Source organism: Phycisphaeraceae bacterium (assembly GCA_019454185.1).
Lineage (GTDB): Bacteria > Planctomycetota > Phycisphaerae > Phycisphaerales > UBA1924 > JAHBWV01.
Genome location: CP075368.1, coordinates 1,479,746 through 1,498,186 on the forward strand (window position 1 = coordinate 1,479,746; position 18,441 = coordinate 1,498,186).

Consider the following 18,441-nt stretch of genomic DNA (forward strand, 5'->3'; position numbering starts at 1 on the left):
GTTGACGTGTTACCAGCTCGCCTTGCGCATGCCGGGGATCTTTCCTTCGAGCGCGAGCTTTCGGAGCATGATCCTGCTGATGCGGAACTTGCGGTAGACGCCGCGGTCGCGCCCGGTGAGCTCGCACCGGCGCACCACGCGGGTGCTGAACTTGGGCTTTCTCTGAGACTTTGCGGTCTGCGCCTTGCTGGCCATGATTCACTCCGTCCGATGGTGTGGTCGGTGGTGTTGTTTAGTTCTCGCCGGCCTTCTTGAACGGCATTCCGAGCTGTTCGAGGACGAACCTGCTGAGCTCGGGAGATGAGTTGCGGAACGAGAAGTTGATGTTCATGCCGTGCGTGAACTGCACGTCGGCCATGTTGATCTCGGGGAAGACGCCCTGCTCGGTCAGGCCCATGGCGTAGTTGCCCTGCCTGTCGAAGGCCTTGTCGTTGAGGCCCCGGAAGTCCTTGATACGGGGCGTCGCGAGGTTGATGAGGCGATCGAGGAAGTGCCACATCCGGTCGCGGCGGATGGTGACCATCGCTGCGGTCTCGACGCCCTCGCGGACCTTGAAGTTCGAGACGGACTTCTTGGCCTTGAGGACGACGGGCTTCTGGCCGCTGATCGCGACGATGGTGTCGAGAACGGTCTGGCGGATGTGCGGCGGGATCTTGGTGCCCTCGATGTGGCGGCCCATGTTCACGTTGATCGTGATCTTGTCGAGCCGGGGCATGGCCATGGGGTTCTTGATGCCGAACTTCTCGGTTACGGCCTCACGGACCTTGGACTCGTACATGGTCTGGAGGCGCGGCTTGCCCGCGGGAGCGGAAGCGGTTGCCACTGCCTCTTCGGAGTGGCCCTTCTTCTTCCCGGTTCCTGATTTGCCGGCTGGCTTCGTGTCCTTGGCCATTGCTTCGTTCCTCGGCTTGGCTGTCGCCTTGCCATCTCTGTCGTTCGCTTCGAGCCACTGGCTTCGAGGCGTTCATGCTTATGCGGGAATGAACCTCAAGACTTCTTCGACGTCTTCCGGGGTCCCCGGACGGTGCCGAGAACCTTGCCGCCCCGAGCGGCGACGCGGACCTTTGATCCGTCGTCCTTGGTCTGGAAGCGGACGCGAGTCGGCTTGCCATCGACGACGGGATTGACCTTTGACCAATCGAGCGGGGCCTCACGAGTGACGACGCCGCCGTTGGGATTCGTGCGAGTGGGACGCATGTGGCGTGTGACCAGGTTGACGCCCTTGATCACGACGGTCTTGCTGTCGGGATCGACGCGGATGACCTCGCCGACCTGACCCTTGTGGCTTCCGGAGCGGACGACCACGGTGTCACCTTTGCGAACATGAGCCGGCATCACACCACCTCCGAAGCGAGTGAGACAATCTTCATGTAGTTGCGATCGCGCAGCTCGCGGGCGACCGGCCCGAAGATGCGTGTGCCCTTGGGATTGCCGTCGTCCTGGATGAGGACCACGGCGGATGAGTCGAAGCGGATGTACGAGCCGTCCGCACGGCGGCGGGGCTTGCTGGTCCGAACGACAACGGCCTTGCTCTTGTCGCCGGCCTTGATGTCGCCGCCGGGGAGGGCCTTCTTGATCGAGACGAGGACACGGTCGCCGACGCCCGCGGTGCGGCGTGTGAACGCGCCCGTTGCGGTGGAGCCGCCGTAGACACGGATGACGTAGGCGATCTTTGCGCCTGAGTTATCCGCGACCTCGCATCGTGATTCTTGCTGGAGCATGGGAACGATCCCTTGAACGGGTCCGGACGCTTGCGGCGATCGGACCGGAGTGAGACGTGGGTGCTTACTGCGAACGCTTCTCGACGACGCGGACGAGCCGCCAGCGCTTGGTCTTGCTGATGGGGCGGCACTCGGTGATCTCGACGATGTCGCCGTTCTTCGAGACATTCTCTTCGTCGTGGACGTGGAGGATGGTGCGCTTGCGGAGGAACTTGCCGTACTTGGGGTGCTTGGCAAGGAAGTTGATGACGACCTTGCGGGTCTTGCTGCGGGCGTCGGACTCGACGACCCCGACCCGGGTGACCTGCTTCTTCTCGGCCTTGGCTGCTGTGCTGGTGCTCATCTGGTCTTTCCGGTTCGGGTTCAGGAGGCGCTCTTGGTGGTCGCGACGATCTGACGGGCGCGGCGTTCGGTCAGGAGCCGAGCGATGTCACGCTTGGTCTTGCCGATCTGGCTGTTGTCTTCGATCTTCTGTGTGACGGCCTGCACGCGAAGGTTGTAGACCTTGTGGCGCAGGTCGGTGAGCTTGTCGTTCAGATCGTCGGCGGTCATGCTCTGTACTTCTTTGGACTTCATGGCACTGGCTCCGGGCTTACCCGCTGGCTCCAAACGGCCCTTTCGGGCCTTGACTCACACCGAGACGCGACGACCGACAAAGCGGCACCTGATCGGCATCTTCATGGCGACGCGGACGAGTGCGGCCTTCGCGGCGGCCTCGGGAACGCCGGCGATCTCGAAGAGCATGGTGCCGGGCTTCACGCGAGCGGCCCAGTAATCCACGTCGGCTTTGCCGGTGCCCATTCGGGTTTCGAGGGGCTTCTTCGAGATGGGCTTGTTGGGGAAGATACGGATGAAGAGCTTGCCCTCACGCTTGAGATAGTGGGCGAGCGCGACGCGCCCGGCCTCGATCTGTTGCGCGGTGACCCATGCCCCGTCGAGGGCCTGGAGTCCGTAGTCACCGAAGGCAACGTAGTTGCCCTTGGTGGCCTTGCGATCGCGGACGCGACGCATCTCTTTCCGGTACTTCACTCGCTTTGGCAGCATCGCCATGGCAAGGTTCCTTCGATCAAACCGACACTTCACTCACGTACAACTGATACACAAAGAAACTTCTGATCAGCGACGGCCTCTTGCACGCGCCTTGCCGCCCGCTGCGTTCGACTGGACTTCGTCCTGCACCTGCTCCTGGGTGTAGAGCCCCTTGTAGATCCAGACTTTGCAGCCGAGCGCACCATAGGTGGTGAACGCCTGGGCGAAGCCGTAGTCGATGTTGGCCTGGAGGGTTGAGAGCGGGAGAGAGCCGAGACGGACATCGAGGGTGCGGCTCATTTCCGCGCCGCCGAGGCGGCCGGAGATCTGGATGCGGACACCCTTGGCGCCGGCGGCCATCGTCGCCTCGGCGCGGCTTTTCACGACGCGACGGAACGCGGCCCGCTTGTTGAGCTGCTCACAGACCGCCTCGCCGACGAGCTGTGCATCAAGGTCGGGCTGCTTGATCTCGAGAATCGAGATCGAGACCTTGCGGCCCGTCATGAACTGCAGCTCCTCGGTCATGCGCTCGACTTCCGCGCCCTTCGGACCGATGACCAGGCCGGGGCGTGCGGTGCGGATGATGACCTTGAGCTCTTCGCGGGTGCGCTCGATGTGGATATCGGAGACCGCGGCGTTCGGGGGCCTGCGGTTGAGGCGCTTGTCGAGGTGCTGACGGATCTTCTCGTCTTCAACCAGAAGCTCGCCGTAGAGCGCCTTGGGGGCGTACCAGCGGCTGCGGTGGGCCTCTGTGATACCGACGCGGAGACCGAATGGATGGGTTTTCTGTCCCATTAGTTACGCTCCTCCACACCGACCGTGATGTGGGCGGTTCGCTTGAGAATTGGGTGGGCACGGCCGCGGTCTTTGGCCTTGAATCGCTTGATGTGCAACGCGCGATCGACGCGGCTTTCGGAGACGACGAGCAGTTCGACATCGGCCTGCTGGAGCTCCGCATCGGCACGCGCGGCGTTGAGCGCCTTGCGGACGTTGACAGCGGCCCGCTTGGTGTTAAAGCGGAGCAGGTTGTCGGCCTCGAGGAAGGTCTTGCCTCTGACGAGATCGACGAGCAGCTTGGCCTTGCGCTCGCTCCCCCTGTGGAAGCGGACCATGCTGACGAACCGGGAGATGTCCTTGACCTCGCAGCCGATTGTCTGCGCGAGGCGGCGGATGTCTTCGGCCCGGGCACGTGGGTGGTCCTTGCCTGCCATCCAGTTGTTGACGGCGGAGAGGGCGCGATCGCCCTTCAGACCGGTGCGCTCGATCGAGCGTGCGAGGTCCTGGCGGCTGACGCCATTGGCCTCGGCGAGTGTCTTGATTTTGTCGCCTCGCAGTTTCACGGCACGTTTCCTTCAGAAAGCGTGGGGAGTCGGGTACTCGTCGCTGTGGCTCGGCTTGCTTCTGCCGGCTTACTTCTTGGTATCGCCCGCGGCGATGCCTTCCTTCTTGTTGGTGTGGCCTCTGAACGTGCGAGTGATGCTGAACTCGCCGAGCTTGTGGCCGACCATGTCTTCGGTGACGAACACGTCAAGGAAGACGCGTCCGTTGTGGACCTTGAACGTGTGTCCGACGAACTCGGGCACGATCGTGCAGCGTCTTGCCCATGTCTTGATGGGCTCTCGCTTGTTTCGCTCGTTGAGCTTCTCGACCTTTCGGTAGAGCTTCTCATCGACGTAGGGGCCTTTCTTCAGACTGCGTCCCATGTGTGTGCTCCTGGCCCTTCAATCACTTCAACTGGCCGTAGCGGACCGAGCGCCTACGACGGATGATCAACTTCGTGCTGTGCTTCTTGCGATTACGCGTGCGTCCGCCCTTTGCGCCGACACCGGTCGGTCCGCACGGCGGGCGGTTGCCCTTGGAGCGTCCGGAGCCGCCGCCCAGCGGATGGGCGTGGTGGCTCTTGGCGACGCCACGGGTGATGGGGCGCCGACCGAGGTGGCGTGTGAGACCGGCCTTGCCGAGGCGACGGTTCTGGTGGTCGATGTTGCCGACCTGGCCGATGGTCGCCAGGCAGTTGACATGGACACGCCGGATCTCGCCGGAGGGCATGACCAAGGTGGCGTACTCGCCCTCTTTGTTCGAGAGCTTGGCGGTGCAACCGGCGGAGCGGCAGATCTGTGCGCCGCGACCGGGCTGCATCTCGATGCAGTGGACCTCAAGACCGAGGGGGATGAACTTGAGGGGCATGGCGTTGCCGGGGTTCGGATCGATCGCCTCGTCGATGCTGGTCATCACCTCGGCACCCGTGACGAGGCCGATGGGAGCGATGATGTACCGCTTCACGCCGTCTGCGTACTGGATCAGGGCGATGTGAGCGGAGCGATTGGGATCGTACTCAACACCCGCGACTTTGCCGACGATGCCGGCGCGGTCGCGACGCTTGAAGTCGATGCGACGATACTGACGCTTTGCACCGCCGCCACGGCCACGGACCGTGATCTTGCCGGAGTTGTTCCTGCCGCCCTTCTTTGGGAGGGGAGCGAGGAGGGACTTCTCCGGGGTCTTCTTCGTGACCTCGACGTGCATATTGACGGACGCGAATCTGCGTCCGGCACTGGTCTTTTTGTAAACGCGAATGGCCATGGATCTGTTCCTTCAGAGTCTTGGAGGATCGCGCCTCAGAGCAGTTCGATGACCTCACCGTCGCGAAGACGGACGATGGCACGCTTGGTCTCTGCGGTCGTGGTGTAGCCGGTCTTGATCCGCTTCACGCGTCCCTTGCGGACGAGCGTGTTCACCGAGACGACATGGACCTTGTAGAGTTCCTCGATGGCGCGCTTGACATCGGTCTTGGTGGCGCGGCGGTCGACCTCGAACGAGTACTGCGCACGCTCGTTCATGCCGAACGTGGACTTCTCGGTGAGGAGGGGGCGTCGGATGACGTGGATGGATTCCATTTACGCCTTCTCCTTCGTGGCAGCGCGGCGTGCGTCGGCACGGACGCGGCGGGCGTCGGGCTTCGCTGCGGCCTTGGGCTCGGGCGTATCGACGCGGCCCATCGGCGAGACCTTGGCGACCTTGCCGGTCTGAGAGGTCGGGCCGCTCAGCCAACCCTCAAGATCTTCTTTGGAGATGATGAGGTAGCGGCTGTTGAGCATGTTGAAGCAGGTGAGCTGATCGACTCTGCAGGTCGTGACGTCGTCAACATTGCGAGCCGAGAGGCGAGCGTTGGCGGCCTTGGACTCGTCCGATGAGAGGGCGAGAAGGGCCGTGCGGTCGATCTTCAACGCCTGGAGTAGCGTCGCGAAGTCCTTCGTCTTGGGTGACGAGAGAGCGAGCGTCTCAAGGATACGGACTTCGTTGTCAACAAGCTTGGCGAGGAGCGCGTTGCGATTTGCCTTGCGACGCATCTTCTTGGGCATGTCGAGGTGGAAGTCCTCGCGCGTGCGCTTCTTGCTGTGGGCGTGGCCGCCGCCTCGCATCTGAGCGACCTTGCGATCGCCGTGGCGTGCGTTGCCGGTGCCCTTCTGCTTGTAGATTTTCTTCGTGGATCCCTCGACCTGCGAGCGCTTCTTTGTACGCGCCGACCCCTGACGGGTGTTGGCGTGGTACATGACGTACGCCTGCTTGATGAGGGGAGCATTGATTGTGGACCCCAGGGCAGCCTCGTCGATGTTCATCGATCCGACTTCATTGCCCTGCAGGTTGTAGACGGGGACCTTCATGATTCACCTCGTCCGACGCCTTGTGTTCCCGAAGACCGTCTCCGGGAATCTTCCACAAACCGGGTGGTTTGCGGGTGCTTCGCCTATCCGTCTCGCCTCCTTCACATATGGGGCGGATCGGAATCGACTCGGCCGTCATCGCGGATCGTGACTCGCACGCCCGCGTCCACTCGTTGTCCTCGCCCGGCGGTATTCGTTGATCGAACCTACCGGGCTCACCGGGACGACTGGAGCGCCCGGTGACGTGTGCTGCGGGGATTGCCCGCGACTGGACTTGCTACGACTTACTTCTTCGCGGCCTGGACCTTCTTCGCCTTGCTGCGATAGAGACGGGTCGAGGTGCGAACGGAGACTGTAGACTGGTTGTGACCGGGAATCGGCCCCTTGACCAGCAAAAGATTCTGTTCGGGGACGATTCTGACCACATCGAGGGACCGAACGGTGACCCGCTCGGCACCCATATGGCCGGACATTTTCTTACCCTTCTTGAGACCGCCGCCGAAGCCGCGGTTCGAGCCGAGCGAACCGATGGAACCCGGGGCACGGTGCTTACGCTCGGTGCCGTGCGAGGCGCACATGCCCTTGAAGTTGTGACGCTTCATGGTTCCGGCGAAGCCCTTGCCCTTGCTGGTGCCGGCGACATCAACGTACATCGTGCCTTCGAGATCCTTCACGGTCAGGACCTGGCCGACGGTGTAGTTCGCGAGCTCAGAGGCATCGACGCGGAACTCGCTGTGGTGACGCTTGGGCGTGGTGCCCGCCTTGGCGTCGTGCCCGATCATGGGGATGGTTGAGCGGCGAGGCTTGATCTCGCCGAAACCGATCTGGACTGCGGTGTACTTGTCGGTCTCTGCGGTGCGGAGCTGCGTGACGACGCACGGGCCGCACTCGATAACCGTCACCGGAACCGAGACGCCCTCGGGCGTGAGGATCCGGGTCATGCCGAGTTTCTTTCCGAGAAGCGTGAAAGCCATCCGAATCGCCTTTCCACTCGGCGAGCCCCCGCGGGTCGCCCCCGGTTACGGCCGGGACCGCTTCGTGCCATGGTTCAGTCCGACGGAACCGTGCAGAGGAAGGTTTCTGGAATGAAGCAGAGGACGCAGCTTTCGCGGCGTCCTCTGGCAGATGTCATGCCTTGATCTTGACGAAGACGCCTGCGGGAACGACGAGGCGGTTGAGCGCTTCGACGGTGCGGGCGTTGGGCTCGATGATGTCGATGATGCGCTTGTGCGTGCGGATCTCGAACTGTTCGCGGCTCTTCTTGTCGATGAAGGGCGAGCGGAGAACTGTGTATCGCTCGATGCGTGTGGGCAGCGGAATGGGACCGGCGACCTTGGCGTTGGTCCGCTTCGCGTGATCAACGATCTCGCGAGCCGACGCGTCGAGCGCCAGGTGGTCATAGGCCTCCATCCGAATTCGAATCCGTGTCCCCGTCATGGCTCGTTCCTGACCTTTCGTCCGATCGCTCACACACTCTTGTCGTCGCCGATCGATCCGTCGCTCGGCACCCTTGATCGATCAGGGGGCGATTGATCCACCGAACTCGCCCCGGGCGAGTCCCTGTCTGATCAACTGCCGTCCTTCGGCGATGAGTGCGGTAAACCCTCGCACTCGGGGGTGCCGGGCTCCGCCCGGCATACGACACCACCCCGGATCGCTCCGAGATGAGCCCGTAAGAGTAGAGGGCTTCAACGCATTGTCAATGTCTCGTCAGGGTCCTCTCTGGATTCTCGTTGCAGGGACTATCGCGGCGCGGCCGACCTGAACGATGGAACCATTGAACCAGGTTGTTCGGAGCGATTGTCACTGGTCCAGCCACCCGTCCGCCGGAGAATACAGGCATGAAGGCCACGCACATGCTCGCAATGTCGGTCTTGTCCATGATGGCTTCGATGGGGATGCACGCTTCGGCCGCGACCCACCTCTCAGAAGGCACTGCGACGGTCCAGCCCAAACAAACACCTCCTCCATCGAACCAGGCAAAGCCGATGGCGACGGTCGAGTTTGCAGAGAGTCTTTACAGGATCGAATCGATCGGTCTTACCATGCAGTTGCCGGCGGGCTCGACGACGCAGTTGACCCGTGACGGGAGCAAGGTGACTGCACGGGTGCTCGCGCCTGATCAGACATGGATCATCAACATAGAGAGCCGCGAAACGACGAGCCAGCGTCCGCTCTCGACGGTCGTTGACGCGATCCGGGATCAGATTTTGGGCTCCGTGGGTGTGTTGAACTCTGACGGCACGGTCGCGAGAACGATGGGGCGCGTCATCGATCGCCAGCAGGGACTCTCGCTGAAGGGGGGGCCTGCCGAGCGTGTGTACGTTCAGGTGCCGGGCCCATCCGGCCCGGCCTCGGTGAAGGGTTACACGGTCTTCAATCCGCAACCCGAGCGATACATCACATTCGAGTTGCTCACGCCGGAGCCGGCCTTTGCGCAGGTGAGACCGCTGTACGAGACGGTCATCGCGACAGTGGCGTTTGAAGACCCAAGCCGCCTGAGTGCGGCGCGCCAAGCGGCTGTGGCGATGGGCGTCCAACTCATGTCGCAGATGACGCTTGACGACTATCGCGGCGTGATCGAGCGATATTCGCCGAAGGGGAAGCCGCGTTGGGACAGGTTATTTGCGCCATCTCCGGTCGGGTCGGATGATCAGGAGCTTGGGTATAAGCGAATCACGGCTTGGGTCGGCCAGCGCGGAGAGTTGGATTCGAGCCGCGAGAAGGCGCGCTGGCGGAGCGCGGATCGCCAGTCTGGCTACCTCCTGAAACTGGAGGCACGGGTTCTTGATGGGAGTGGTATTTACGATACGGTGAGCATGTTCTTCCTTTCGGAAGACAGGGCCTCAGAGGCGTGGCTGATCCGCAGTTCGAGGCGAGAAGGTGGCGTCGTCGCGACATGGACCGAGACTGGTGCTCGTGAGGGGTCGAGCATGACTGTGCGGATCGATCCGCCGGATGGGCAGAGCCAGACGATCAAGCCGAGCATCGAGGGCGAGGGATATCTGAGCCGTCTCGAGGCCGTGCTGCTGCCTGATCTTCTCATGAACAAGCGGATCCCCGCCGAGTACGGCTTCTACACATACCAGTCTGAGAGCGGCTCGATCAGACTCCGGCGTGATGTGCTGGAACAGCCGGAGGATCGGTCTGGGCTGTGGGTGCTGACGACGAGACTCAACGATGACAGCCCTGCACAGGTGACATCGATGAATGAACGAGGGGACCTGATTCGCTCGATGCTATCCGAGGGGCGTGTGTGGGAGCCGACGCAGCTGGACCGGCTTGTTTCGCTGTGGCGACGGGCAGGCCTCCCGATGGACTGAGTCCAGCCGGGCTTTGCAGGCGAGAAACCCCAGGGGTGGGACATCGGTATGCTGTCCACCCGGCCATACCGGCCCTACGCGGAGGTTCACGCCAACATGAAGCATCTTGCACGACGTCTGACCCCCACTCTTGCGATCGCACTGCTCGCCGGCCTGACGGCCTGTTCAGGGGGTGGTTCACAACGAACAGACACTGCCGCGGGCGCGCCAGCGGGCGTGAAGCCGCCGATGTCCCGGCCATATGCCGTGATTGATGGGAAACCGACCGAGGTTCCCAAGATCCCGATGGGCGACCAAGCGACCATCGCTCGGATCATCGATGAGGGGATGAACCGCAACCAGGTGATGGACCACCTGACGTATATGACGAAGACCATCGGCCCTCGCTTGACCGGCTCGACGAGCATGGAAGCGGCTAACCGCTGGACTGCAGATCAGTTCAGATCATGGGGCCTCACGAACGTCACGCTCGATCAGTGGGGCGAGGTGTCGATGCGGTTCGACCGAGGCCCATCCTCGGCGAGGGTGATGCTGAGGCGTGAGCGAGAGGTTCGACCAGAGGGGGGCTCGCCTCGTGTCGAAGTTGAGTACGACAGCGTGCGCGAGATGCAGTTCTCATGGCTCGCTTGGGCTCCGGGAACGAACGGGGCGGTCCGCGCACCGGTGGTTCGCCTGCCGAAGGATCAGGCCGAGTTTGATGCTGTGAAGGATCAGATCGCTGGCTCGTGGATTCTGATTCCGAGCAATCGTGAGACTCGACGGGGTATCCGGGGCGTCGGTGGCCAGATGGGCGACCGTCACCAGCTTTTCAAGGACATCCGTGCGAAGCAGGCGGGCGTTGTGACGGCTGATGCCGCGTCCGGCGACCGCTTTGAAGGGACGCTTTCGGGCGCGAATCTGCCCGAGGGCGGCGTTCCGATCAGCATCACCATCAACGGAACTGACGTGAGCGTGAGCGTGCGCCGGTTCCACACGGGCCCAGCGACCAACGTGACGGTCAGCGGCGACACGATCTCATTCGACTGGGTCTCTCCTTCGGGCACGTCGGCATACACGCTCACGCGCAGCGGGCTGAAACTCGCCGGCAAGGCGGCGAGCGCGGCCGGGGAGTCCGTAGTCGAGGCCTCGATGCCGGATCCGGCGGCGGCTCCGGACGTGCTTGAACAGGTGCTGGCACTGAACCCCGCCGGCTTCCTCGGCACCTCGCGTGACGAGCGTGTGTGGACGACTTCCGCGCGTGGCTGGCGCGAGCTCACGCTCGACAGGATCGGGCGCGACACGGAGTATGCGATCCGCCAGTCGGATTACGACTTCATCAACTCTCGCGTGTTCGACGGGATTCCGATCGAGGTCGAGATCAACGCCAAGGCGACGTTCACTCCTGGTCCGATCCCGGTGTACAACACGATCGCGGAGATTCGCGGGACGGAGTTCCCTGACGAGGTGGTGATCATCTCGGCGCACCTTGATTCATGGGACGGTCCGGGTTCTGAGGGAACGCTTGACAACGGAACCGGCTCGGCAGTCACGCTCGAGGCGGCGCGAATCCTGATGGCGGTCGGCGCCAAGCCGAAGCGGACCATCCGCTTCATTCTCTGGACGGGCGAGGAGCAGGGCCTGCTCGGCTCTCGCTCGTATGTCGATCGCATCAAGTACGAGTGGCCGAAGATCTCAGCAGTATTCGTCGACGACGGCGGCACGAACTACCAGGGTGGTGCCCCGGTTACCAACAGCATGGCTGACATGATGGCAGCGGCGACCGCGCCGACGAACGGGCTCTTCTACGACGATGTCGAGAAGAAGTGGATGGATGTGAACATCCGTCGCGTGGGGGACACGCTTCCCCGGGGCGGCGGCTCTGACCACGCGTCGTTCAACGCGGTCGGGATTCCCGGGTTCTTCTGGGACGAGGTCGGCCGCTCGGACTACCAGTACGGCTGGCACACACAGAACGACAAGCTCGACCTTGCGATTCCTGAGTACCTGGTGCAATCCGCGACCAATGCCGCGATAACGGCGTACAACCTCGCGTGCGCCCCGACGCTTCTGCCGCGGGTGCAGCAGGAGGGATCAAACTGAGCGATTTGGCGGCTGCGCGGCGCGATCTGTGAGTTTCACCGGCCCCGGCAGATTGCCGGGGCCGGTTTGCTTCCGGAGTTCGCTACACTGTGAAAGATTGGAGTAACACGCCTTGGCGACGGAACGCCTCATCTCGCCCCAAGAGTCCCGTCCCGACGAGGAGCAGGCGAACGTTGCGTTGCGCCCCCGCTCGATGGAGGAATACACCGGGCAGCAGGACCTGATCCGCCGGCTTCAGATCGCAATCAAGGCGGCACGGGGGCGGAACGAGCCGGCAGAGCACGTGCTGCTTCATGGTCCGCCCGGACTGGGCAAGACCACGCTCGCGCATGTGATCGCGAAAGAGATGGGGACCCGACTGACCGTGACATCCGGCCCTGCGCTTGCCAAGGGGACGGATCTCGTCGCGGCTCTGACCCGCCTCCAGCAGGGGGACGTGCTGTTCATCGACGAGATCCACCGGCTTCCGGTCGCGGTTGAGGAGTTCGTGTACCCGGCGATGGAGGACTATCGGATCGACGTGACGGTTGACTCGGGGATCAACGCCAGGACGGTCCAGATCTCTTGTAAGCCGTTCACGCTGATCGGGGCGACGACGCGTGCGGGGCTCCTGAGTTCGCCTTTGCGATCGCGGTTCGGCATCGTTCACCATTTGCAGTATTACAGCGTGGACGAGCTGCTGAGCATCCTGGCACGGTCGTGCCGCCTGCTGACGCTTCGGGTTGCGGAACCGGACGCGCTGTCGCTGATCGCATCCAGATCTCGCGGCACACCCCGTATCGCGAATCGGCTGCTTCGTCGGGTTCGTGATTACGCACAGGTCGAGGGGGACGGCACGATCACGGTGGGCAGCGTTGAGCGTGCACTGGCGATCGAGGCGATCGATCACCTCGGCCTGGACGAGTTGGATCGCTCTTTCCTGCGGACGATCGGCACGACCTATAGCGGCGGCCCTGTCGGACTGGAGACGATCGCGGCAACCATGAACGAGGATGCGGGCACGCTCGAGGATGTCGTTGAGCCGTACCTGCTTCAGATCGGCTTTCTGGCTCGCACGCGGCGGGGTCGTGCGCTGACGCGGGCGGCGGCGGAGCACCTTGGCCTGCCTCTGAGCGTGGCGGCCGCGACAGATCCGACGCTGTTCGGCGAGGGGACTCAGGGATCGCGGAGCTGAGCGACGCACGTGCCGGGGTGGACGATCAGCCGCCGCTGGGAATCGGGCTCCAGACGGCGTCTTCTGTGAGTCGCGTGAGGGTCAGCATTCTGGCTCGAAAGACGACATGCTCGCCCGGTCCGGGCTTCAGGCCGTCGTGATCGTGGTAGATGATGAGGGCTCCTCCGGGTGGAACGGCGATGATCTCGCCCTGGCGATTTCTCGTTGTTGCGGGCCACTTCCCGGTTTCTAGGTATATCCGAGAGCCACGATGCCCGATCATCGCTCCTTGCCAGATGTCGGGATTGCCCTCAGATTCCAGGTACGCGAAGAGCTCTGTCCACTGCGGATCGGGGGGGTTCTGGACTCTGATGGGCAGGAACGCGAAGATGCAAGCTGCCAGCGGCATCGCCCAGATGCCGTGCCGCTCTACGCCCTTCAAGAGTGAGCGAATCGCCGGGCGCGACCGGTACGCGAGCCACGCGCCGACCGGAATCGCGAGTGTGGGGTAGAGCACGAGCGCGTAGCGATCCCTCCGGTCTGGAAAGACGCTGAGGAGGGCGAGCCAGGCAAGGGTCCAGATCGCGGCGCAGATGAGCAGACGTGCATCGCCTCCGATCCGACGCCTGCGGATCGTTGCGCCGAAGCAGCAGGCGATGGGAATGAGCCAGGGCCAGTAGCCAGCGAGAATCTTCCCGAGATAGAACCACCACCGGCCAACGCCTCCTTCATTGACGACGGAGCCGCCCGAGGCGCGATCCGCGATCTCCGCGCCGAAGTACTGGGCAACGAACGCTTCGCCGTGGATGGCCTGCATGGCCAGATGCCAGGGGGCTGCGACGAGCAGGGCTGAGGCGAGGGTGAGGAGCAACCACGGGATCAGGCGGCCTTTGCGACAGAGAAGGAGCATGATCGCGAGCATCGGTATTGCCGCGAGACCAACAAGGGGCTTGCAGAGCAACGCGAGACCGATGGGGAGCCCCGAGAGAGCGATCGCAACAACTGCCCGCCTGCGGTGGGTGGTTGTGATTGCACCGACGAGGAAACGGAGCGCGATCAGCAAGAAGGCGGCCTGCCACATGTCGAGTGAGATCTCGCGTGTGCGCCGGAAGAACTCGTAGGTCAAGGAGAGCGTGAGCCCGGCCCAGAGCGCACCTCTCCGGGACATGCCCGTGCGTGCGATCGAAACCGTGAGCAGAACGCAGAGAGCGGCTGCGGCGATGGTGCCGAGACGCGCGGTCCACGCGTTCGGCCCCATGAGATGCATGGGAAGGCCGATGATCCAGAAGACGAGGGGGGGTTTGTTGAAATACGGCACACCCGGCTCTGCGCCGAGCGTGAGCAGTTCGCCAGTTCGCCATGCCTGCACTCCGATCGCGGCGTACCAACCGGAGTCGCTTCTCATCCAGTCGCCGTCGGAGAGGTGCGGGAGCGTGACGGCGAGCAGGGCCACGATGGGAAGCAGCCACACCCGTGCTCGCAGCCACCGATGAGCGGCACGCCAGCGGATGCGGGTTCGTTCCGGTGAGGACATCGAGCGTGCTCAGCGCTTCGCGGGCTGCATCGCGCTGGTCGCGGCCTCGTCCATGTAGAGGATGCACTGGCACGAGACGCAGCGCGTGATGGTGCCGTGTGTCATGAGCCGGTTCACGATCTCAACGGGGATGCTCATCATGCATGAGCCGCAGTTGAACTCGTGGCGTTTGCGATCCTGGACCTCAACCGGGGCCATCGACTCGTCCTCACGCCGGGCGTAGAGCGCCTGGTAGTCGCTCAGAACGGTTGTGGGAACCTCGGCAACGAGTGCCTCGCGCTCTTTCTTGAGCTGCTCGACTCGTTCGCGGATCTCGTCGGCACGCTTGGTGCGTTCGTCGTCTGCGACAGAGCGGACCTTCTGGCGATCCTCGCGGTTGGTGTCGATCTCGGCGAGCTGGCCTTTGAGACCGTCGATCTGGGCCATCTGCTCGAGTGCGACGGTCTCGATCTTGGAGCGGTCCGCCTTGATTGTGTTGATCTCGGTGAGGAAAGCCTTGTATTCGCGATTCGTCTGAGCGGAGTTCATCTGGCCACGCAGGTGCTCGATGCGGGCATCGAGGCGCGACATCTCGCCCTCGTGGTTGGCGACGGTTGCCGCCAGTTGCTTGATCTGCGCCTCGATCGTGGACTTTCGCGAGCCGAGCTGCGTGAGCTGCTTCTCCTGCTCGCCGAGGAAGCGCTCGGCCGCTCTCAGACGAGACGTAAGCCCGCTGAGTTGCTTGTCCACCAGAAAGACTCTTAGAAGCTTGGCCGTCTCGCTCATCGACTGCTCCGCTCTTCAACCACGATAGTCTATTCACTCGGGCGTCACGTGGTGTACGACCACGCGCAACCACCAATACGCCACTGGGGCAACCAGCAGCGGCGAATCGATCACATCCAGCATCCCCCCGAACCCCGGAAGGATCTTGCCGGCATCTTTGACGCCGGCATCACGCTTGAGAAGACTCGCCATCAGATCACCCATCTGGGCGACCAACGCGAACAAAACCCCTGCCAAGGCCCCCCACTGCCACGTCGGCATGGACGTATGTCCATATTCTCGAAGGACTTCCACTCCGAATGCCCCAACCGCGGCTGAGAAGATCACACCTCCGACCAGCCCTTCCCACGTCTTGCCGGGGCTGAGCCAGGGGATGAGCTTGTGCTTGCCGATCGCCTTTCCGGTGAAATAGGCACCGATGTCGCAGCTCTTGGCTGTCACGAGGATCCAGAGGAGGATCCACGCGCTATGCTCGCGCCGGATCGCCGGAATGAACCCGAACATGAGCCCGAGATAGACAAAGGCCAGGAGGGTGCCGCCGGTTGCTGCGATGACGCCCTCGAACTTCTGACGCCTCGAGTAAAAGGCGAGCGAGATCACGAGCACGAGTGCGGCGGCGGACGAGACGATTGTTGCGCTGTGCTCGCCCTTGAACTCGGTCGGAACGAGGCAGGAGACCGCCAATCCGATCATCGCGGAAGCGCAGCAGAGGCGCATCGAGGCCTCGATGCCCTTGTCTCGCAGGATTTTGACGAGTTCACGAGCCGCGACAAAGCTGAGGGCGAGGACCACGATGAACACGACGACGCCCGGTGGGTAATCGCGGTGGCCCGGGAAGATCTGTCCGAGCCAGTCGGGCATCCTCTGGCGATCAAGCCAGCCGTCGAGCCATATGCCCCCTACGAGGAGCAGGATCAGGACGGGTCCCAGAAGGAGTCGTTGCTTCAACAAGGTTCGCGTGTACTCGATGCGAGCGGGTCCGGCAGCCCTCCGAACTTTCGCTGGCGGCAAGCATAGTCCCGGATTGCCGTGTGAAGATCGGACTCAGCAAAGTCCGGCCAGAGAGTTCGTGTGACGTGGATCTCCGCGTAGCTGATCTGCCAGAGCAGGAAGTTGCTCACTCGCATCTCCCCCGCTGTCCGGACGAGCAGATCGGGATCGGGGATATCGGGGGCGAAGAGGCGCGACGCGAACACACGCTCATCGATCTCGCTGGAACGAACCAGGCCGGATTCCACGTCCTGAGCGAGGATGCGGGCGGCCCGGGCTATCTCTGCGCGTCCGGCGTAGTTGATGGCCAGCACAAGAGTTGGGCCGGTAACGTGTGCGGTTGCTTGCTCGACGTCTTCGAGAGCGTCTCTGACGGTGGACGGGAGCCCTTCTCGTTCACCGATCCAACGGACTCGGATGCCCTCTGCGACGAGGGAGTCTCGCTCTGCGCGGCAGTAGAGGACGCAGAGTTCCATCAGGGCGTCGATCTCTTCCTTCGGGCGGGTCCAGTTCTCTGCCGAGAACGAGTAGAGGGTCATGTATCGCACGCCAAGCGGCTTGCAGGCGGTGATGACCGCTCGAACAGACTTGGCTCCGGCGCGATGTCCCTCGGAGCGGGGCAGCCCACGTGCCTGTGCCCAGCGACCATTTCCGTCCATGATGATGGCTATGTGCCTCGGGATGCGATCCAGTGGAACACCGGGCAATGGTGACGGAAGGGGCTCGGGCGAGCGGTGCATCACCTGCGCTCCCGGACCAGTGTCTGCTCTCTGCCGGGGCCGACACCGACGATCGTGACCTGAGCCCCGACGAAACGCTCGACACACTCGATGTATGCGCGTGCGTTCTGCGGGAGGTCGTCGAAGGTGCGACAGGCCGCCAGCCCTTGCTCGATCGGTTGGAGATCCTGATAGACGGGCTCGACGGTGGCGAGTGACGCGCCGTCAGGAATGAACCGATCGGTCTTGGAGTCGCCGATCCTGTAGGCGGTGCAGACACGAGGCCGCTCCACGCCTGGAAGGACATCCAGGAGCGTCAGGGCGATCTCGTCCACTCCGTTGATCATCACGCTGTAACGAAGAGCGACAAGATCGAGCCAGCCGACTCTTCTCGGGCGGCCGGTTGTGGTGCCGAACTCGCGGCCACGAGTCCTGATGCCTTCGCCGACGGCATCGAAGAGCTCTGTCGGCATGGGACCGGCCCCGACGCGCGTCGAGTAGGCCTTTGCAACGCCGATGATGCGGGAGAGGCGGCTGGGCGGGACACCCGTGCCGGGACCTATCCCAGAAACCGCACAGCTTGAACTGGTGACAAATGGAAAGGTGCCGTGGTCGACGTCGAGCAGCGTGGCGTTCGCGCCTTCAAAGAGCAAACGCTTCCCTTCGCCGAGCAGGTCGTGAAGCAGGTAGGTGGTATCACGGATGCGAGGAGAGATGCGTTTGCCGCATTCGATGGCACGCTCGGCGATGTCGCTCGGGTTGAGAGGCGTGTAGGAACCGGAGATCCCCTGGAGCATCGCGTTCTTGACGCCGCACGCGAGCGCGATGCGCTCTCTGACGACGTCGGGCTTGAGCAGGTCGCCGATTCGCAGGGCGGTGGCACGGTTGATTTTTTCGGCATAGGCAGGGCCGATGCCTCGGCGGGTTGTGCCGATCTGACCCGGGCCGGAGTCTTTGCCGGAGGCGTTCTTCCCCTTCGCGGCGGCGAGAAGATCCTCTCGGAGCGCGTCTTCGATCTTGTGGTAATCGAGCACGACATGGGCTCGATTCGAGATCACGAGCCCAGAAACGTCGACGTTTCTTCTTTCGAGTCCGTCGATCTCTTCGATCAGTTTCTCGGGATCAACGACGACACCATTGCCGACAACGGCGAGCTTACCCTTGGCGAGGATTCCAGAGGGGATCAGGTGCAGGGCGTAGCGTTCGCCACCGACGACGACGGAATGGCCTGCGTTCGCTCCGCCGTTGTACCGGACAGTCGCGTCGTGGCCCTCGGCGAGGAGATCGACGACCTTGCCTTTCCCCTCATCTCCCCACTGCAGTCCGACGACGGCGGTGCATGATCCCGGGGAGCGAGTTTCGTTCGATTCTGGCATCGCCATCTCCATGGAGGACCGAGAACAATAGCCGAATAACTCGCGCATTCCGCGTGAGCCGCGAGAACCGCGCGTGAGAGGGAGAAA

At 63.1% G+C, this 18,441-nt stretch carries 23 protein-coding genes; 3 read left to right on the plus strand and 20 right to left on the minus strand.

The genetic code is table 11. The features are described 5' to 3' along the window. Window positions 1-9: 9 nt before the first annotated feature. From KF838_06280 to rpsJ, 15 genes are all read right to left on the minus strand, one after another. On the minus strand, window positions 10-195 hold the full coding sequence (locus tag KF838_06280) for a type Z 30S ribosomal protein S14 (GenBank protein ID QYK49453.1): 186 nt from the start codon (window positions 193-195) through the stop codon (window positions 10-12). A 37-nt stretch (window positions 196-232) separates the two neighbouring features. Continuing rightward, window positions 233-892 (minus strand): 50S ribosomal protein L5, encoded by a 660-nt coding sequence (gene rplE / locus KF838_06285; GenBank protein ID QYK49454.1) that lies wholly within the window; start codon window positions 890-892, stop codon window positions 233-235. Window positions 893-987: 95 nt separating this feature from the next. Beyond that, a complete protein-coding gene (rplX, locus tag KF838_06290; GenBank protein QYK49455.1) occupies window positions 988-1,335 on the minus strand; it encodes a 50S ribosomal protein L24 in 348 nt (115 codons plus the stop codon). Then, window positions 1,335-1,721, minus strand: a complete 387-nt coding sequence (rplN, locus tag KF838_06295; GenBank protein QYK49456.1) for a 50S ribosomal protein L14 — start codon at window positions 1,719-1,721, stop codon at window positions 1,335-1,337. The genes rplX and rplN overlap by 1 nt, the downstream gene beginning before the upstream one ends. Window positions 1,722-1,785: 64 nt before the next feature. Next, window positions 1,786-2,064, minus strand: coding sequence for a 30S ribosomal protein S17 (gene rpsQ, locus KF838_06300; protein QYK49457.1), 279 nt, complete (start codon window positions 2,062-2,064; stop codon window positions 1,786-1,788). Between the two features lie 20 nt (window positions 2,065-2,084). Further along, complete coding sequence (rpmC, locus tag KF838_06305) at window positions 2,085-2,297, minus strand: 50S ribosomal protein L29 (protein QYK49458.1); 213 nt, start codon at window positions 2,295-2,297, stop codon at window positions 2,085-2,087. A 54-nt stretch (window positions 2,298-2,351) separates the two neighbouring features. Continuing rightward, window positions 2,352-2,771: a 50S ribosomal protein L16 gene (rplP, locus tag KF838_06310; GenBank protein ID QYK49459.1), complete on the minus strand. Its 420-nt coding sequence runs from the start codon at window positions 2,769-2,771 to the stop codon at window positions 2,352-2,354. A 66-nt stretch (window positions 2,772-2,837) separates the two neighbouring features. Further along, window positions 2,838-3,545, minus strand: coding sequence for a 30S ribosomal protein S3 (rpsC, locus tag KF838_06315; GenBank protein ID QYK49460.1), 708 nt, complete (start codon window positions 3,543-3,545; stop codon window positions 2,838-2,840). Further along, a complete protein-coding gene (rplV, locus tag KF838_06320) occupies window positions 3,545-4,090 on the minus strand; it encodes a 50S ribosomal protein L22 (GenBank protein QYK49461.1) in 546 nt (181 codons plus the stop codon). The genes rpsC and rplV overlap by 1 nt, the downstream gene beginning before the upstream one ends. A 69-nt stretch (window positions 4,091-4,159) precedes the next feature. Beyond that, window positions 4,160-4,453, minus strand: a complete 294-nt coding sequence (gene rpsS / locus KF838_06325; protein ID QYK49462.1) for a 30S ribosomal protein S19 — start codon at window positions 4,451-4,453, stop codon at window positions 4,160-4,162. 22 nt (window positions 4,454-4,475) lie between these two features. Beyond that, window positions 4,476-5,333 (minus strand): 50S ribosomal protein L2, encoded by an 858-nt coding sequence (rplB, locus tag KF838_06330; protein ID QYK49463.1) that lies wholly within the window; start codon window positions 5,331-5,333, stop codon window positions 4,476-4,478. Between the two features lie 35 nt (window positions 5,334-5,368). Continuing rightward, window positions 5,369-5,647, minus strand: a complete 279-nt coding sequence (gene rplW / locus KF838_06335; protein QYK49464.1) for a 50S ribosomal protein L23 — start codon at window positions 5,645-5,647, stop codon at window positions 5,369-5,371. Then, window positions 5,648-6,415 carry a 50S ribosomal protein L4 gene (gene rplD, locus KF838_06340; GenBank protein QYK49465.1) on the minus strand — a complete coding sequence of 256 codons (768 nt, stop codon included), beginning with the start codon at window positions 6,413-6,415 and terminating at the stop codon, window positions 5,648-5,650. 284 nt (window positions 6,416-6,699) lie between these two features. Continuing rightward, window positions 6,700-7,389 (minus strand): 50S ribosomal protein L3, encoded by a 690-nt coding sequence (rplC, locus tag KF838_06345; protein QYK49466.1) that lies wholly within the window; start codon window positions 7,387-7,389, stop codon window positions 6,700-6,702. 154 nt (window positions 7,390-7,543) lie between these two features. Then, complete coding sequence (rpsJ, locus tag KF838_06350) at window positions 7,544-7,852, minus strand: 30S ribosomal protein S10 (GenBank protein ID QYK49467.1); 309 nt, start codon at window positions 7,850-7,852, stop codon at window positions 7,544-7,546. A 404-nt stretch (window positions 7,853-8,256) separates the two neighbouring features. On the opposite strand from rpsJ, the gene KF838_06355 reads away from it, so the two are divergent. The 3 genes from KF838_06355 (at window position 8,257) to ruvB (ending at window position 12,991) form a co-directional block, all read left to right on the plus strand. Further along, window positions 8,257-9,738 carry a hypothetical protein gene (locus KF838_06355; protein ID QYK49468.1) on the plus strand — a complete coding sequence of 494 codons (1,482 nt, stop codon included), beginning with the start codon at window positions 8,257-8,259 and terminating at the stop codon, window positions 9,736-9,738. Between the two features lie 228 nt (window positions 9,739-9,966). After that, on the plus strand, window positions 9,967-11,817 hold the full coding sequence (locus KF838_06360; GenBank protein ID QYK49469.1) for a M20/M25/M40 family metallo-hydrolase: 1,851 nt from the start codon (window positions 9,967-9,969) through the stop codon (window positions 11,815-11,817). Between the two features lie 112 nt (window positions 11,818-11,929). Then, on the plus strand, window positions 11,930-12,991 hold the full coding sequence (gene ruvB / locus KF838_06365; protein QYK49470.1) for a Holliday junction branch migration DNA helicase RuvB: 1,062 nt from the start codon (window positions 11,930-11,932) through the stop codon (window positions 12,989-12,991). A gap of 25 nt (window positions 12,992-13,016) precedes the next feature. On the opposite strand, the gene KF838_06370 is transcribed toward ruvB, so the two are convergent. From KF838_06370 to KF838_06390, 5 genes are all read right to left on the minus strand, one after another. Next, window positions 13,017-14,504, minus strand: a complete 1,488-nt coding sequence (locus tag KF838_06370; protein QYK49471.1) for a glycosyltransferase family 39 protein — start codon at window positions 14,502-14,504, stop codon at window positions 13,017-13,019. A gap of 9 nt (window positions 14,505-14,513) precedes the next feature. Further along, complete coding sequence (locus KF838_06375; GenBank protein QYK49472.1) at window positions 14,514-15,269, minus strand: hypothetical protein; 756 nt, start codon at window positions 15,267-15,269, stop codon at window positions 14,514-14,516. 33 nt (window positions 15,270-15,302) lie between these two features. Continuing rightward, complete coding sequence (locus KF838_06380) at window positions 15,303-16,220, minus strand: phosphatidate cytidylyltransferase (protein ID QYK49473.1); 918 nt, start codon at window positions 16,218-16,220, stop codon at window positions 15,303-15,305. Further along, window positions 16,214-16,918 carry a di-trans,poly-cis-decaprenylcistransferase gene (gene uppS, locus KF838_06385; GenBank protein QYK49474.1) on the minus strand — a complete coding sequence of 235 codons (705 nt, stop codon included), beginning with the start codon at window positions 16,916-16,918 and terminating at the stop codon, window positions 16,214-16,216. Before uppS ends, KF838_06380 begins: the two co-directional genes overlap by 7 nt. A gap of 80 nt (window positions 16,919-16,998) precedes the next feature. Further along, window positions 16,999-18,354: an adenylosuccinate synthase gene (locus KF838_06390; protein ID QYK49475.1), complete on the minus strand. Its 1,356-nt coding sequence runs from the start codon at window positions 18,352-18,354 to the stop codon at window positions 16,999-17,001. Window positions 18,355-18,441 lie beyond the last annotated feature (87 nt).